The organism is Kitasatospora sp. NPDC041988 (genome assembly GCF_055588525.1).
This window is the reverse complement of record NZ_JBVJCO010000014.1, coordinates 148,507-163,925: the sequence shown is the minus strand read 5'-3', so window position 1 is coordinate 163,925 and position 15,419 is coordinate 148,507. Positions and strand designations below refer to the sequence as shown.

The following is a 15,419-nucleotide window of genomic DNA, read 5'->3' as shown; positions in this document are numbered from 1 at the left end:
GTGCTGCCGTAGCCGGCGGCGGCGCGGCGGCCCTACACCGTGACCGCCGTCAGCAGCACCACCGAGTCGACATGGGCCAGCAGCCCGTGCCGCTCCTGCGGGACGGGGTGCAGCTGGCCCGCCGACAGCTCCTGGAGCCGGCCGGCGATGGTCAGCGAGACCCGGCCGCGCAGCACCTGGAGGGAGGCGGCGGCCGGCGCGTTGTGCTCGTCCAGCGTGGTGCCCGCGGTCAGCGCGATCACGGTCTGCCGCAGGACGCCGTCGTGCAGCACCAGGTGGGAGCTGCGCCCGTGCGGGCTCTCGGCGGCCCGGGCCGCGTGCTCCACGGCGAGCTGTTCGAGATCGACCATCGCGCGTCCTCCAGGGCCGGCCTGCCGGGGCCTCGCGGCCCCTCCGGCCCAGCGTCGCGGACGCGGTCGGCTCCCGCACCCGGAGTCGTTCGGCGTGCGGGGTTCGCCGACTGCACCCATGGTGGATGCATGGCGACCAACGAGAGTTTCTTCAGCGGGTTTCAGGTCAACCGCTCGCTGCTGGCCGGCGGCGCGGTGCTCACGGGCATCGGCGCGGTGTTCGGCGCAGCCGGGGCGGTGATGGTGTGCGCGGCACTGGCCACGGCCGGTCGTAGCTGGGTGCGGAGTTTCGACACCCCGCCGGCGACCATGGCCCAGCGGGCGCTGCACGAGGCGAAGGTGGCGTCCTCGGCGGGCTGGGAGGCCTGGCGTTCCGAGCACAGTTCACCCAACTGACCGGACGACGGCGGGCCGCCGTGGGGGCGGCCCGCCGTCGGACGACGACTGCTACAGCCCGAGCGACTTGGCGATGATGCTGCGCATGACCTCGCTCGTGCCGCCGTAGATCCGGAACACCCGGTTGTCGGTGTAGAGGCGGGCGATCGGGTACTCCAGGATGTAGCCGTAACCGCCGTGCAGCTGAAGGCATTTGTCGATCACGCCGGACGCCGACTCGGTGCAGAACAGCTTTGCCGCCGCCGCGTCCGCGACGGTCAGCTCGCCGTGCTGGTAGAGCTCCAGCGCGCGGTCGACCATCGACTGCTGGGCCACCACCTGGGCCTCGCAGTCGGCCAGCGTGAACTTGGTGTTCTGGAACTCGGCCACCGCCTTGCCGAAGACCTTGCGGTCCTTGACGTACTGGACGGCGAACCGGACCGCCGCCGCCGAGGCCGCGTAGGCGCCGACCGCGATCGCGAGCCGCTCCTGCACCAGGTTGTGGGTCAGGTAGGAGAAGGCCCTGCCCTCCTCACCGAGCAGGTTCTCCACCGGCACCTTGACGTCGCTGAACGCCAACTCGGCCGTGTCCGAGGTGCGCAGGCCGATCTTCTGCAGCTTGCGGCCGACAGTGTAGCCCTCGGAGGCGGTGTCCACGCAGAGGATGGAGAGGCCGGCCCGGCGGTTCTCCGGGTCGTACGGGGACGTCCGGCAGATCACCAGGACCAGGTCGGCGAGCACGCCGCCGGTGATGAAGGTCTTGGCCCCGTTGAGGACGTAGTGCGTGCCGTCCTCGGAGAGCCTGGCGGTGGTGGTGATGCCGGCGAGGTCGGAGCCGGCGCCCGGCTCGGTCATCGCGATGGCCGTCATGATGTCGCCGGAGACGAAGCCGGGCAGCCAGCGCTGCTTCTGCTCCTCGTTGGCGTACTCCATCAGGTAGGGCAGCACCAGGCCGGTGTGCACCCCCGAGGAGCCGAAGCTGACGCCCGCGCGGGCGGTCTCCTCGGCGACGACCGCCTGGTACTTGAACCCGCTCTCGCCGGCACCGCCGTACTCCTCCGGCACCTCGATGCCGTAGATGCCGAGCTCGCCGAGCTGGCGGTAGAAGTCGCGCGGCGGGTGACCCTCGGCCTCCCAGCTCTCGTAGACGGGGACGACCTCGTTGGCGATGAAGTCCCGGATGGTCTCCCGGAAGGCCTCGTGGTCCTCGGTGAACACGGTGCGGCGCACGGCGGCGCTCCCTTCGGTGGTGCCAGGTGATCGCTCCACAAGTTAATCCCGGGTAGCTTCGGCTGTCCAGGGTCGGCGTGCCGGTGTCTCCACCGTGGGAAAGGCCGGTATCGGCAGGCTCAGGGGCCGGTGAAGTGAATCCTTGCTAGCCTACGGTCGGCGTTGACGGAGAGCCGGTACGAGGGGGCGACGGCATGGTGGTGCGGCGGCCGCCCGCGCCGGCCCGGCAGGCGCAGATCCTGGCCGTGGCCGCCGAGCGCTTCCATTGCAGCGGGTATCACCAGGTGTCGATGACGGAGGTCGCCGCCGGGGTGGGCATCACCGCGCCCGCCCTCTACCGGCACTTCCGCGGCAAGCCCGAACTGCTCGACCGGGTCGTCCGGCTGGGCCTGGACGAACTGGCGGACGGGCTGCGCGCGGCCGGCTCCACGGCGGCGGTCGGCGCCGCACTGGCCGCCGTCGCGGTCGGGAACCGGCCGCTCGGCACGCTGGTGCAGCGCGACGCCCGGCTGCTGCCGGCGGCCCGGCGCGCCGCGCTCCGGCGCGAGCTGCGCGCGGACGCGGCCCTGATGGCCGGCGTGCTCCGCGTCGAACGGCCCGAACTCTCGCCGCGAGATGCCGAGTTGCTCTGCTGGTCGGCGCTCTCGGCCTGCTCGGGCCTCTCCTACCAGTCGGCCGTCCCGCAGCCGCGCCGGGCCGACCGGCTGCTGCGCGAGCTGGTGGCGGCGGTACTCGCGGTGTCGTTGGCAGGTGCCGCTCCCGATGCGCAACCACCCGTCACCGTCGCCGAGTTGCGGCCGCAGCCGCGCCGGGAGGAGCTGCTCGCGGCGGCGGTCAGACTCTTCCACCGGCGCGGGTTCGACAACGTCAGTACCGACCAACTCGGCGCCGCGGTCGGCATTTCGGGGCCCAGCGTCTACCGGCACTTCGACAGCAAGCAGCAGTTGCTGGCCGCCTCGCTGGTGCGCAGCCGGGAGCGGCTCTGGCACGAGGTGGCGGGCGCGATGGATGCGGCGGCCGGGCCGGCGGCGGCGCTGGAGGCCGGGCTGGCCGCGTACGTGGGGTTCGCCCGGAGCAACAGCGACTACCTGGGCGTGATGCTGAGCGAGACCGAGCGGCTGGCCGCGCCGGACCGGCGGGCCGCGGTGGACTTCCGGCGTGACTTCCTGCGGACCTGGGTCGATCTGCTCTGCCGGGTGCGCCCGGAGTGCGATTCGGCGGAGGCCCGGATCCGGGTGCACGCGCTGTTCGCGCTGGTCAACGACGGGGTGCGGAACCGTCCGTACAACGACCGGCCCGACCTCGGCGACTGTCTGCGGCGCCTCGGCCGGGCCGTCCTGGGTGTGCCCGCACGGACGTGACCGGGTGCCCGCCCGCGCGGGGGCGGGCACCCGGCCCGGAGTCTCCTCGCGGAGGGCTTCTCAGTACAGGACGTGCGGGTAGTACACCTTGGCGGCGAGGTTGCCGTTGCCCTGGAGGGCGCCGATGTCGCCGCCGTTACCAGTGACGGCGAGGCCGTTGTTCTGGTTGCTCGCGCCGGAGCCGGTGGCCGTCTGCTGGGTGTTGACCACGTTGCCGTGGACGTTGCCGATCACGTTGTTGGAGCCGGTGTTGCTCACCACGCTGCTGTTGGAGTGGTGGTCGGCACCGGCGCCGTTGTCGGCGTGCGCGGTGGCGGCACCGACGCCGACGAGGAGGAAGGCCCCGAGGGCGGTGACGGCGGCGGCTGCGCGGATACGGGACACGCTGGTCTCCCTGAAGGGTGGGGTGCGAAAAATGGCGCGTTCCGGAGTGGCCGCCCCGAAGCGCCGTTGCCTGACGTCGCACGACCAGCATTCACCAGTGCCGTGGACGAACTCCACCGAATGGGTGGCAATTCGCCCAATGGTGTCATGAAGCGGCATATCCGGAGCCCGGGCGGGGCGGCGAGGCGTTACGCTCTCGGCGCCAAATCCACCCGTATGCAGGGGGGTTGATGCACCCGAACAGAGCAGTCGGCGGCCGGCCGGCCGCCCCCGGCGGTCAATGCCAGGTTGACCGGACCATCGTCGTCGGAAAGAAATGGTCGCCGGATAGTCGCACTGGCACACTGAGGACCCATGTCTGAAGGTCTCCCGCCCGACCCCGTGCCCACCGAGGATCTGCGTACGACCGAGGTCGATCTCGGCGGACTGGTGAACGTCCTCGCCACCCACCTTTACTCCACCCCGCTGGTCGCCCTGCGCGAACTCGTCCAGAACGCCCACGACTCGCACACCCGGCGCCTGCTGGAGGATCCGGACGGCGACCACCGGCCGCTGATCCGGGTACGCGCCGACGCGGACCGGCGCACCGTCAGCATCGAGGACACCGGCGCCGGCCTGACCGAGCCGGAGATCCACGCCTACCTCGCCACCGTCGGCACCGGCTACACCCGGATGCTGCGCGAACTGACCGGCAACCAGGAGCTGATCGGCGCCTTCGGCCTCGGCTTCCTCTCCGCCTTCTCGGTCGCCGACGAGGTCACCGTCACCACCACCTCGCACCGCGAGCGGCTGCTCGGCCACCGCTACCGCAGCTTCGGCGGCGAGCAGTACAGCGTCGAGCCGGCCGCCGCGCGGCCCGGCGGCGGCACCGTGGTCGAGCTGTCACTGAAGGACGAACACGCCCACCTCGCCGACGAGAACGCGCTGCGCGAGGTGCTCGGCCGGTACTGCGTGCTGCTGCCGATCCCGGTCTACGTCGGCGACGACGAGCAGCCCGTCAACGCCGTCCCGGTGCCCTGGCGTCAGCCGTCCCGCCCGTCGCCCACCACCCTTGGACCAGACGCTGCGCGCCACCTTGCCGACGGAGACCTGTACGCCGCCCGGATGCGGTTCGCCACCGCCTTCGGCCGCCGCTTCGAGCCGCTCACCGCCTTCCCCGTCCGGCCCGTCGAGGGCGGCAGCGACGCCGTCGGCCTGCTCTGGGTCCAGGACGGCGGCACCTACGGCAGCAGCGACAACCGCGACCTCGCCGTCTACCTGCGCGGCATGCTGCTCGCCGACGACGCCCGTGACCTGCTGCCCAGCTGGGCCGGGTTCATCGGCGGCGTGGTCGAGTCCAGCCGGCTCACCCCCACCGCCAGCCGCGAGGACCTCCAGCGCGACGAGCACTACCGCGCGCTCCAGCAGTCCCTCACCGACGCCGTCGTGGACGGCCTCTACGAGACCGCCCGGCTGCGGCCCGTCGTCTGGCGGCGCATCCTCGCCCGGCACGGCCAGGACCTCCTCGGCGCCGCGCTCTGCGACGACCGGCTCTTCACCCTGCTCGCCGACGACGTCCCGGTGCCCACCTCGCAGGGCGACCTGACGGCCGGTGCGCTGCGGGCGGCCGGCGCGGGAGCGGTGCACGTCGCGCTCGGCAGCAACGGCGGCTTCGAGGAGATGCTCTACCGGGCGATGCAGGTGCCGATCGCGCGCGGCGAACGCTACGCCGTGCTGCCGTTCCTGCGCCGCTACGCCCAGCTCCGGGACTGCCGGATCGTCGAGCTGGGCAGCGAGCGCGGCAACCGCGAGCTGTTCCGCGACCCGGAGCGCCCGCTGCCCGCCGAGGAGGCCGCCTGGCTCGCCGGCGCCCTCGCCGACCAGGGCGAGCAGCTCGTCCCGGCCCGGTTCGAGCCGGCCGGCCTGCCGCTGGTCCTCGTCCCCGACCGGGAGGCCGAGCTGAAGGCCCGGATCGAGGACGACCAGGCGGACGCCCGGATCCCGTCCGCCGCACTGCGGCTGGCCCGGGCGTTCACCGCCCGCACCGACGGCGAGGTCAAGGCCCGGCTCTACCTCAACCTGGCCAGCCCGGCCGTCCAGGACCTGCTCACCGCCTACCGCGACGGGCACACCGGCAGCGCCACCGCCGCCGGGCTGCTCCGCTCGCTCAAGGTGATCATGGCGGCGGCCTCGGCCGGCGGTGGCGGCGGCGACCTCACCGCGGCCCTGGCGGGCATCGGTACCGCGGTCTCCGCGCTGACCGCCGCCGTCCCGGCCGGGCTGCCCGCCGTCCCGGACAGCCCGGACGGACTCACGGATGCGGGCTGAACCGACGGCCCCGGCCCACGTTCCGGACGGACCGTCGGTGGCCCCGGCCACACTGACCACCAGCGCAGCGCACGACCCGCAGGGGGAGACGGAAGACGCATGAGTACCGACATCTGGGCCTGGGTGCGCGAAACCCACGAGCAGCTGGCCGAGGCCGGCCACCGGCGGCTGGCCGACGCCATCTACGAGCTCCCCGGTCACGCCAACGAGGGCCGTAACGAGCAGCTCGACGCCGTCTACCCGGAGGCGGTCGCCGCCGCCCGGTCCCTCGGCCTGCCCTGGGTCGAGGTCTACCTGCGGCACTGGCGGATGCAGAACCTGCTGAACAAGCGCCACCAGGGCGAGCAGGCCCTGCCCGAGGCGGTCGACCTGCTGGAGTTCGCCCACCGCGAGGAGACCGCCGGCTGCCCGCAGTCGGTCTGTGTGGTGCAGGACTTCGCGATCTGCCACGCCCGGGTCGACGGCCCCGGCTACGTGCCCGAGCGGCTCGCCGTGCTGAGCGAGACGCTGGAGCGGATCGAGCCGTCCCGGGCCTGCTTCGACTGCCTCTCCCGGGAGTACTCCGACGCCTTGGAGGACGACGGCCGCCCGAGCGAGGCACTCGATCACCTGGACTCCGCCGCCACCCGGATGCAGGCGGCCGGCCAGCGGCTCTCGCTCCACTTCCACCACGCCCGGGCCGGCACCCTGCACCTGCTCGGCCGGCACGAGGAGGTGCTGACCCTGCTCGACACCTCCGAGCAGGCCGAGCGCGCCCGGGGCCGGGAGATCGACGACAGCGACCGGCGCTGGGGCGCCCTGATGCGGGCCCGCGCGCTCGCCTCGCTCGGCCGCACGGAGGAGGCGCTCGCGCTGCTTCCGGGCCGGGAGGAGGCCGAACGCCACGCCGACCTGCGCCCGGCCTGGACGAAGACCGTCGAGCTGCTGGTCGCGGCCGGCGCCTGGGAGAACGACGCCGAGCTCGGTGCCGCCGTGGCCGGTTGGGTCGGCTACCTCGACGGCACCGGCTCGCACCGCCCCTGCGTCGACCTGCTGCTGGCCGCCGGGCGGCTCGCCCTCGCCCGCGGCGCCCGGACGGTCGCGCTCACCCTGGCCGCCACCGGCGAGCGCAAGCTCACCCGGCTGCGCCGCACGGACGGCGTCGCCGCGGAGGTCGCCGCGCTGCGGGCGGCCGCCGAAGCGCTGCCGGTGCCCGAACTGCCCGTCCCGCCCGCCGAGCTGCTCGCGCACCTCGCAGCGGAGGGCGTTCCCCCCGAGACCGGCGCCGACCTGCTCTCCGTCGCCCTGGACCGGTACCGGGGTGAGCAGGCCGGCGCGACCGGCCTCGCCCTCAACCTGGCCGCCGTGCTGGGCGGCCTCGGCCACGTCCGGGCCGCCGCCGACCTCCTCTGGGAGCGGCTGGACGCCGACCCGGCGAGCGAGCAGCTGAGCGGCATGCTCGGCAGCGCCCTGATCGAGGCCAAGGACGACGAGGGCCTGCGCCGCCTCGCCGACCGCCTGGCACAGGCCAGCCCGGCCGACGGCCATTGGGTCCGGGCCCGCTGGGCCGCCGCCGAGGGCCGCTGGGCCGAGGTGGTGGAGCAGTGCGAGGCGATCCTGGCCGAGCACCCGGACCGGATCAACCCCCGCCGGATGGCCGCCGCTGCGGCCACCGAGCTGGGCGACCACGCGGGTGCGCAGCGGTTCTACCAGGAGCTCCTGGCGCACGCGCTGCCCGCCGAGGGCGCACCGGAGGAGGAGCAGTACCGCACCGTCCAGGAGCCCGACCTCTGGCACCTGATCACCGCAGCCACCGCCAACCGGGACTGGAAGGTGGTCCGCTCCACCGGCGCCCTGATCGGCCTTGAGTTCGACGAGCCCGAGGGCCCGGTGGACGAGGAGTGGCAGCTGGTCACCGTCCGGGCCACCCGGACCAACGGCGCCACCGCCGACCTCCCGGCCGTCCGGACCGGCCCGGCCACCGCCCGCATCCTGCCGGTGCTCGGCGACGACGTGACGCTCAACCACGGCGACGTGGTGGTCTTCGCCCCGGCGCTGCTGGAGGAGCCGCCCGCCGAGGACGCGCCGGAGGAGGAGCGGCTGCGCTGGCGACCGGTGTTCGAGCTGCTCACCCTGCTCGATCCGGCCGGCTACACCACCTACTGGATGGACGGCGGCTGGCCCGGCGACGAGGCCTGGGCCGTGCTGCGCGAGGAGCTGGGGCAGGCCGGCTACGCGGTCTGGGCGTACAGCGGGGACGGGTACAGCATCACCGACCCGGCCGACGAGGACGCCTTCCTGCCCGGGATCTACGCCGCCGTCGGGGTGCCGCCCACCGCCCACGCCGTCGAGGCCGACGCGCTGCTGCACCGGCTCACCGGCGCCTGGCCGCACCCGTTGGCCTGGCTCGACCTGGCCAGGGCGGCGGGCACCGACACCGGCCGGCACGAGGAGGTCATCGAGCGGTACGGGCTCTGATCGCAGCCGGGCCGGCGTGGGCCGGGCACGGGGCGGACACTCCTGGATTTAGACACTCTTGGTGAATGCTTTACTGTTTCATTGCCAAGAGTCGACCTCCAGGAGTGTCTGCCCCGTGACCAGCCTCGCCCTCGGCCCGTCCTGGCTCGATCCGACCCACCTGATCTCCACCTTCGGGCCGATCGGCATCCTGGTCATCGTCTTCGCCGAGTCCGGTCTGCTGATCGGCTTCTTCCTCCCCGGGGACTCGCTCCTCTTCACCACCGGCCTGCTGGTGGCCGGCGGCACCTACCTGCACCAGCCGCTCTGGCTGGTCTGCGTGCTGGTGGTGGCCGCCGCGGTGGCCGGGGACCAGGTCGGCTACCTCTTCGGCCGCAAGGTCGGGCCGAGCCTGTTCCGGCGCCCCGACTCCCGGCTGTTCAAGCAGGAGAACGTGGAGAAGGCGGCCGCCTTCTTCGACCGGCACGGGCCCAAGGCGATCGTGCTGGCCCGCTTCGTGCCGATCGTGCGGACCTTCACCCCGATCGTCGCCGGGGTGAGCGGGATGAACTACCGCACCTTCGTCGTCTTCAACATCGTCGGCGGCGTCCTCTGGGGAGCGGGCGTCACCGTACTCGGCTACTTCCTCGGGCAGATCCCCTTCGTCCGGGACAACATCGAGGCGATCCTGGTCGGCATCGTGCTGGTCTCGGTGATCCCGGTGGCAGTCGAACTGATGCGCGCCCGCCGGTCCGGCGCGTCCACCCCGGCCCGCCACCGCGCCGGGTAGGCGCCCCCGGCCCCCGGCGCCCGCCGCGACGTACATGTGCGTCCGGGAGTTCGATCAGGCAAGGTGTACCCGAGATCGAACGGTGGCCCGGCGCCACCAGGGGCGGCAAGGAGCGGAAGTGCCTAAGCGGGGCCGACCGGGCGGAGGCAAGCGGGCCAGGGGCGGCAGAGGGGCTCGGCAGGCGCGTCCGGCGCCCGGGGCGCAGCCGCTCCACCCCTCCGACGCGCCGCCCACCGAGGGCCTGCTCGGCCACCCCGCCCCGGCCACCGAGCCGGCCACCGTGATCCCGCTCGTACCGCCCGTCCCCGAGACCAAGGGCCTGCTGAGCCCGGAGCCCGCCGACGAGGTCGTCGAGGAGCCGGTGGATGACATCGTCGCGGTCCACCGCCGCCGTTCGGTCGCCGAGGACACCCTCACCCCCGAGGAGTGGCAGGCGGCCGGCTACACCCCGCCCACCGGCATCGCCGTCCCGACCCTGAAACCCGGAGCCCCCGGCGAGGCGCCCTGGCCGGACCGGATGCGCACGCTGCTGCGCACCCCGATGTCCGAGCGCCCGGCCTTCGAACGCACCCCGCGCGAGCTGCACCCCTCCGCCGCCCGCAACGTTCCGCGCATCCTCGACCTGACGCTGCGGATCGGCGAACTGCTGCTGGCCAGCGGCGAGGCCGCCGAGGACGTCGAGGCGGCCATGCTCGGCATCGCCCACGCCTACCGGCTGGACCGCTGCGAGCCGCAGGTCACCTTCACCCTGATCGGGATCTCGCACCAGCCCTCGCTGGTCGAGCCGCCGGTCACCGCGGACCGCGTGGTGCGCCGCCGCACCTCCGACTACACCCGGCTGAACGCGGTCTACGAGCTGGTCGCCGACATCACCTCGGAGACGGTCACCGTCAACGACGCGTACCGCCGGCTCGCCCTGATCCGCCGCAACCGGCACCCGTACCCGGCCTGGCTGCTCGCGCTGAACACCGGGCTGCTGGCCGGCGCGGCGACCTTCCTGGTCGGCGGGCGGATCGACGACAAGGCCTGGCTGGTCTTCGCCAGCGCCTTCATCGCGGCCGTCCTCGGCGACCGGCTGGCCTCGCTGATCGCCCGTCGCGGCCTGCCGGAGTTCTACCAGTTCGTGCTGGCCGCGATGCCCGCGGCGGCCTCCGGCATCATCCTCTCCCTCAACGACTGGGGGCTGCGCGGCTCGGTCGTGATCACCGGTGGGCTGTTCGCGCTGCTGCCCGGGCGGGCCCTGGTCGCCGCCGTCCAGGACGGCCTGACCGGCTTCTACATCACCGCCGCCGCCCGCCTGCTCGAAGTGATCTACCTGGTGGCGGGCATCGTCATCGGCGTGATGCTGATCCTCTACCTCGGGGTCGGCTACGAGGCCGAGCTCAAACCGGACGAGAGCCTGGCCGGGGTCAACTACCCGCCGGTCCAGATGGTCGCCGCGCTGGTGCTGACGCTGGCCTTCGCGATGCTGCTGCAGACCGACCGACGCCTGCTCGCCCTGGTCACCCTGAACAGCGGCATCGGCTGGTCCAGCTACGGCGTGCTGGTCCACAACGCGGGGATCTCGCCGATCGTCGCCACCGGCGTGGCGGCCGGCCTGGTCGGCCTCTTCGGCCAGCTGATGGCCCGCTACCGCTACGGCTCCGCACTGCCGTACGTGACCGCGGCGATCGGCCCGCTGATGCCCGGTTCGGCGCTCTACCTCGGGATGCTCTCCTTCGCCCAGGGCCACTCCGCGGGCGGCCTGGTCCAGATCACCCGGGCCGCCGCGATCGCCCTGGCGCTGGCGATCGGCGTGAACCTCGGGGGCGAGATCGCCCGGCTCTTCATGAAGCTGCCGGCCGGCGCCGAGCTGCCGGCCGTCCCCCGACGGGCGGCCAAGCGCACCCGCGGCTTCTGACACCCACCCGCGGCTGCCGGACGGTACGCCGCGCTCGTTGGACCGGTGTCGCCCCCCCGGGCCATGTCGCGGTAGGCCGGACGCAGGACCAGGAACGAAGGTAAGACCCATGACCACACTGCTGGACGGCTACCGCGAGCACATCGTCGCCGCGCACAAGCAACCGCTGTTCCTGCTGCTGGTCGGGTTCATCACCTCGTTCGTCTTCATCCGGTTCAGCGTCCGGATGATCAGGGCCCAGGTGCGCTGGTGGCCCGGCAACGTCACCCCCGGCGGGCTGCACATCCACCACATGGTGTTCGGCCTGGGCTTCCTGCTGGTCGGCGGCATCGGGGTGTTCGCGACGTACGGCGGGCATCCCTGGATCGACGTGTTCGGTCTGCTCTTCGGCATCGGCTGCGGCCTGGTGCTGGACGAGTTCGCGCTGATCCTGCACCTGGACGACGTCTACTGGGGCGAGCAGGGCCGCAAGTCGGTGGACGCGGTGATCTTCGGCATCCTGTTCACCGCACTGTTGCTGGTCGGCTACGTGCCGCTCGGCGTGGTGCCCAGTCAGGAGACCAGGTGGGGGCTGGTCACGGTGATCTCGGTGAACATGCTGGTGTCCATCGTCGCCCTGCTCAAGGGCAAGGTGTGGACCGGCCTGCTCGGCATCATGGTGCCCGGCATCTCCTGGATCGGCGCGATCCGGCTGGCCCGGCCCAGCAGCCCCTGGGCTCGCTGGCGCTACGCCACGCGCCCGCGTCGCCGGGCGCGTGCGCTCCGGCGTGAGCGCCGACTGCACCGGCGTGCGGACATTGCCCGTACCTGGCTCTTCGACCTGATCGCCGGCGCCCCGGACAAGGTCCCGGCCAACCACCCCGCCGCCCACCGGGTCGCCGAGCGGATGGCCGCCCGGGCCTCCGCCCACCTCGACGCGCACGCGGCCCGCGCCCTGGCCCGGCGCTCCGCCCGGCTGGCCGACCGCCGCTCGGCGGCCGCCGCCGCGCCCGGCTCCGGCGCCGGCGCCCCCGCGCACGGAACCCGCGAGCCCGGCACCCGGCCCCGCGCCCAGCAGCGCCGGCGGACCGTCCGGGCCGGCCGCAACCGCACCTACGCGGTGCGCCCGACCGGTCTGGAGCCACGGCCCGGCCGCCACCCCCACCTGCGGCCGCATACCCGCCGGATCCGCCGATAGTTCGTATGCCCTGTGCGCCTGGCCGTAGTTGATGCCCAGTCGGATCATCCGACGGATCACCCGGTCGGCCGTGTGGGCCTGGGGGGTGAAAGCCGCCCGGCTTGAGAACATGGCGATGCGTAAACGATTTGTCCCGTGATGGGGCGCTTTGCCGGTCCTGCTGGTCCTGCCGGATCGGCCGGCCGCCCGGCGGCCCCGTCCGGGACCCTGAGAAGGGATGTCTCGTGGCACGCAGGCTTCTGCCGGTCCTCCTGTTGTCCCTCACCGCCCTGCTCGGGCTGCTCCCCGCCGCCGCGGCCACCCCGGTCGACCCGGACCAGGCCTCGGGCGCCCCGGCGGCCGACGAGACGTACCCCTCCACCGAGGACATCGACCACGCCCGCGCCGAGTCCGCCCGCCGGGCCGCCTCGGTCACCGCCATCGAGGCCGGACTCACCGCCGCCAAGGCCGAACTCGACCTGGCCGGCCAGATCGCCGAACAGGCCGTCGAGGCCTACAACGGAGCCCAGCTCGCGCTCACCCGGGCCCGCGCCGAGGAGTCCGCCGCGACCGGCCGGGCCGCCTCCGCCGAGGCCGACCGGGCCGCGGCCGCCGAGGACGCCGCCGCGCTGGCTGCTGAAACGTACCGTCAGGGCACCACCGCCGAACTCTCCGCCATCAACGCCCTGATCGGTGCCCGCGGTCCGCGCGAGGCCGGTGACCAGGCCGCCGTCGTCGGCGTGGCCAGCGACCGCACCCGGCAGATCCTCGACGCGGCCACCTCCACCGCCGCCGCCGCGACCCGCGCCTCGGCCGCCGCACGCGCCGCGACCACGGCCGCCGAGAAGGCCGCCGCCGAGGTCGGCGCGGCCCGGGGACGGGCAGAGGCACGGCTCGCCGCCCAGCAGAACCAGGTCGCCACCACCGGCCGGCGCCGCGAACAGCTCCTCACCGACCTCGCCGCCGCCCGCCACACCACCGTTGAGCTGGAGCGGCAGCGGCGCGAGGCGCTGGAGGCGATCGCCGTCCGCGAGGCCGAGGCCGCCGCCGAGAAGGCCGCGGCGGAGCAGGCGGCGGCGGAGCAGGCGGCGGCAGAGAAGGCGGCGGCGGAGAAGGCCGCCGGGGGTGCGCCGGCCGGCCGCCCGTGGTCGGCGGAGGACGCGGCCGCCGCCGTCGCCTTCGCCCGCTCCAAGATCGGCTTGCCGTACATCTGGGGCGGCGAGGGCCCCGGCGGCTACGACTGCTCGGGGCTCACCATGATGGCCTGGCGCCAGGGCGGCCGGCAGCTCAACCACTTCGCCGCCGATCAGTACGCCCAGAGCACCCCGATCGGCTACCGCCAGCTCCGCCCCGGCGACCTCGTCTTCTGGACCGACACCGGCCGCGCCGCCGACATCCACCACGTCGGCCTCTACATCGGCGACGACCAGATGATCGAGGCACCCCGTGCCGGCATGCCGATCAAACAGGCCAGCCTCTGGATCATGGGAACGCCGGACTTCTACGCCCGGCCGTGACGGCGCCCGCGCGTGCTTCGGCGCGGTGGTCGCCAATCGCTGAAGAAGCCCTGCGCTCTTCCGGCCCAGGTCACCGGTGCGCCACCGTGGTGAGGAAGTCCAGGATGAGCGGGCTTGCGACGGCGCGGAACTCCTCGAAGTAGGCGTGCCGCGCTCCGGGGATCATGTGAAGCCGGGCGCCGGGGATGCGGTTCGCGAGCAGGGGAGCGTTGGCGGCGGGGTTGAGCAGGTCGTCGCTGCCATGCACGACCAGGGTGGGTGCGCTGATGCCGGGCAGGAGGTGCCACGCGTCGTGCTGGTTGCTGGCTACCAGGTGGCGACGCTGGGCGTGGGCGGGCATGGCCGGGTCGCCGAGTGTCTGGTGGGGTCCGGGGTGGGTCGCCAGCCAGGCCGGGGTGTACATCAGCTCGCGCAGGGCCTGTCGCGCCGCATCCGGTTGAGGTTGTGCCAGTGACCGGCGCACGTCGTTGTCGCGTTCGACGGCGTGTGGGCCGCCGGGCGATGTGCAGCCGAGTACCAGGGCGCGCACCCGGTGCGGATGGCGGGCCGCGAGGTGCTGGGCCACGCGTCCGCCCATGGACGTGCCGTAGACGTCGGCCCGGTCGACGCCGAGTTCGTCGAGCACCGCGATCACGTCCTGCGCGAAGACCTCGGTGCTGTAGGGCCTGTCGGGCTTGTCGCTCTGCCCCGTACCGCGGTAGTCGAGCGTGACAGTGCTGTGGACGGAGTGGAAGTCGTCACGGATCCCGTCCCACCAGTGGTGGTTGTTCGCCTGGCCCGCCAGCAGAACGAGCGGTGTCCCCTCGCCTTGGACTTGGTGGGCGATACGGATCCCGTCAGGCGTTGTCGTGTACTGCATGGCCCTTCGTTTCTGATAGGCAACGGCACAGTGCGCGTGGGTGACGCTGAGGGCACCGGGCAGCCCCTTCGCCGGGCGGAAGCGTCCGTCATCCAAGGTGGTGCAAGATCCGTCATCCAAGATGGTGCAAGAACTGTATGACCTCCGCGGTGACGGTCCGCGCCGGGCATGTCCGCGAGGTCCTGACCGGCTTCACCTCCGGGCAAGCGGGCTCGCCCCGGCCTGGTGAACCGCGACCGCAGTTCGCCTTGGGGGTCGCGCTGAAGGAGAAGTACGCCGCGAAGGCCACCGTGCTGAAGGTGTCGGTGCGGACGGTGGAGAACTGGGTGGCCGCTTACCGCAGCGGTGGCCTACCGGCGGCTGGAGAACTGGCCCGGGGACGCAACGCGGTGTCGGGGTCGGCGAAGGGGCGCCGGTCGATCGCGGCCCGCCCATCGGGGACATACGGCCGACTGCGGGCGACCCGGCCCGGCGAGTACCTGATCCTGGACACCCAGGACCTGGACATCTTCGCCATGGAGCCGGTGACCTGCCCTGGCTGCGAGCTCAGCTGACGGCCACTCCCTCGGTCCGGTCCAGCCGGCTCCGCAGCTCGGCGGCGTTCAGGGGACGCGGGGTGACGGGGACCGGAGGCATGGCCCCCATCACGCCCGTCCGCCTCATGCCCGTGCGCCGTTATGCCCGCCCCGCCCCGCCCGGCGTGCGGGCTGCCCGTTGTCGGCGGGCCGCCGTACGATGGCCGGCCGGGAAGGGA

13 protein-coding genes are annotated in these 15,419 nt (G+C 73.4%); 9 read left to right on the top strand and 4 right to left on the bottom strand.

Going from position 1 to position 15,419, the window contains the following annotated elements; all coding sequences use genetic code 11:
• Nucleotides 1-32 precede the first annotated feature (32 nt).
• Nucleotides 33-350 carry a cupin domain-containing protein gene (locus tag ACZ6NC_RS16880; protein ID WP_465733337.1) on the bottom strand — a complete coding sequence of 106 codons (318 nt, stop codon included), beginning with the start codon at nt 348-350 and terminating at the stop codon, nt 33-35.
• Between the two features lie 129 nt (nt 351-479).
• On the opposite strand from ACZ6NC_RS16880, the gene ACZ6NC_RS16875 reads away from it, so the two are divergent.
• Nucleotides 480-746 (top strand): hypothetical protein, encoded by a 267-nt coding sequence (locus ACZ6NC_RS16875; protein ID WP_465733335.1) that lies wholly within the window; start codon nt 480-482, stop codon nt 744-746.
• A gap of 51 nt (nt 747-797) precedes the next feature.
• Here ACZ6NC_RS16875 and ACZ6NC_RS16870 read toward each other — a convergent pair whose 3' ends face one another.
• Entirely contained in the window at nt 798-1,955 is a 1,158-nt protein-coding gene (locus ACZ6NC_RS16870; protein WP_465733333.1) for an acyl-CoA dehydrogenase family protein, read from the bottom strand.
• Between the two features lie 194 nt (nt 1,956-2,149).
• On the opposite strand from ACZ6NC_RS16870, the gene ACZ6NC_RS16865 reads away from it, so the two are divergent.
• On the top strand, nt 2,150-3,316 hold the full coding sequence (locus ACZ6NC_RS16865; protein ID WP_465733331.1) for a TetR family transcriptional regulator: 1,167 nt from the start codon (nt 2,150-2,152) through the stop codon (nt 3,314-3,316).
• A 60-nt stretch (nt 3,317-3,376) separates the two neighbouring features.
• Here the strand turns inward: ACZ6NC_RS16865 and ACZ6NC_RS16860 are convergent, their stop codons facing one another.
• A complete protein-coding gene (locus tag ACZ6NC_RS16860; RefSeq protein ID WP_465733329.1) occupies nt 3,377-3,700 on the bottom strand; it encodes a hypothetical protein in 324 nt (107 codons plus the stop codon).
• Between the two features lie 354 nt (nt 3,701-4,054).
• Here ACZ6NC_RS16860 and ACZ6NC_RS16855 point away from each other — a divergent pair, with 354 nt between their 5' ends.
• The 6 genes from ACZ6NC_RS16855 (at nt 4,055) to ACZ6NC_RS16830 (ending at nt 13,806) form a co-directional block, all read left to right on the top strand.
• On the top strand, nt 4,055-6,007 hold the full coding sequence (locus tag ACZ6NC_RS16855; RefSeq protein ID WP_465733327.1) for an ATP-binding protein: 1,953 nt from the start codon (nt 4,055-4,057) through the stop codon (nt 6,005-6,007).
• A 99-nt stretch (nt 6,008-6,106) separates the two neighbouring features.
• Nucleotides 6,107-8,464 carry a hypothetical protein gene (locus ACZ6NC_RS16850; RefSeq protein ID WP_465733325.1) on the top strand — a complete coding sequence of 786 codons (2,358 nt, stop codon included), beginning with the start codon at nt 6,107-6,109 and terminating at the stop codon, nt 8,462-8,464.
• 115 nt (nt 8,465-8,579) lie between these two features.
• Nucleotides 8,580-9,233 (top strand): DedA family protein, encoded by a 654-nt coding sequence (locus ACZ6NC_RS16845; RefSeq protein ID WP_465733323.1) that lies wholly within the window; start codon nt 8,580-8,582, stop codon nt 9,231-9,233.
• A 118-nt stretch (nt 9,234-9,351) separates the two neighbouring features.
• Nucleotides 9,352-11,133 carry a threonine/serine exporter family protein gene (locus tag ACZ6NC_RS16840; RefSeq protein ID WP_465733321.1) on the top strand — a complete coding sequence of 594 codons (1,782 nt, stop codon included), beginning with the start codon at nt 9,352-9,354 and terminating at the stop codon, nt 11,131-11,133.
• A 109-nt stretch (nt 11,134-11,242) separates the two neighbouring features.
• A complete protein-coding gene (locus ACZ6NC_RS16835) occupies nt 11,243-12,310 on the top strand; it encodes a hypothetical protein (RefSeq protein ID WP_465733319.1) in 1,068 nt (355 codons plus the stop codon).
• Nucleotides 12,311-12,534: 224 nt separating this feature from the next.
• Nucleotides 12,535-13,806, top strand: a complete 1,272-nt coding sequence (locus ACZ6NC_RS16830) for a C40 family peptidase (protein WP_465733317.1) — start codon at nt 12,535-12,537, stop codon at nt 13,804-13,806.
• A 70-nt stretch (nt 13,807-13,876) separates the two neighbouring features.
• Here the strand turns inward: ACZ6NC_RS16830 and ACZ6NC_RS16825 are convergent, their stop codons facing one another.
• On the bottom strand, nt 13,877-14,665 hold the full coding sequence (locus ACZ6NC_RS16825) for an alpha/beta fold hydrolase (RefSeq protein WP_465733315.1): 789 nt from the start codon (nt 14,663-14,665) through the stop codon (nt 13,877-13,879).
• Between the two features lie 137 nt (nt 14,666-14,802).
• Between ACZ6NC_RS16825 and ACZ6NC_RS16820 the strand changes: the two genes are divergently transcribed.
• Complete coding sequence (locus ACZ6NC_RS16820) at nt 14,803-15,219, top strand: hypothetical protein (RefSeq protein WP_465733313.1); 417 nt, start codon at nt 14,803-14,805, stop codon at nt 15,217-15,219.
• The last annotated feature ends 200 nt before the right edge of the window (nt 15,220-15,419 follow it).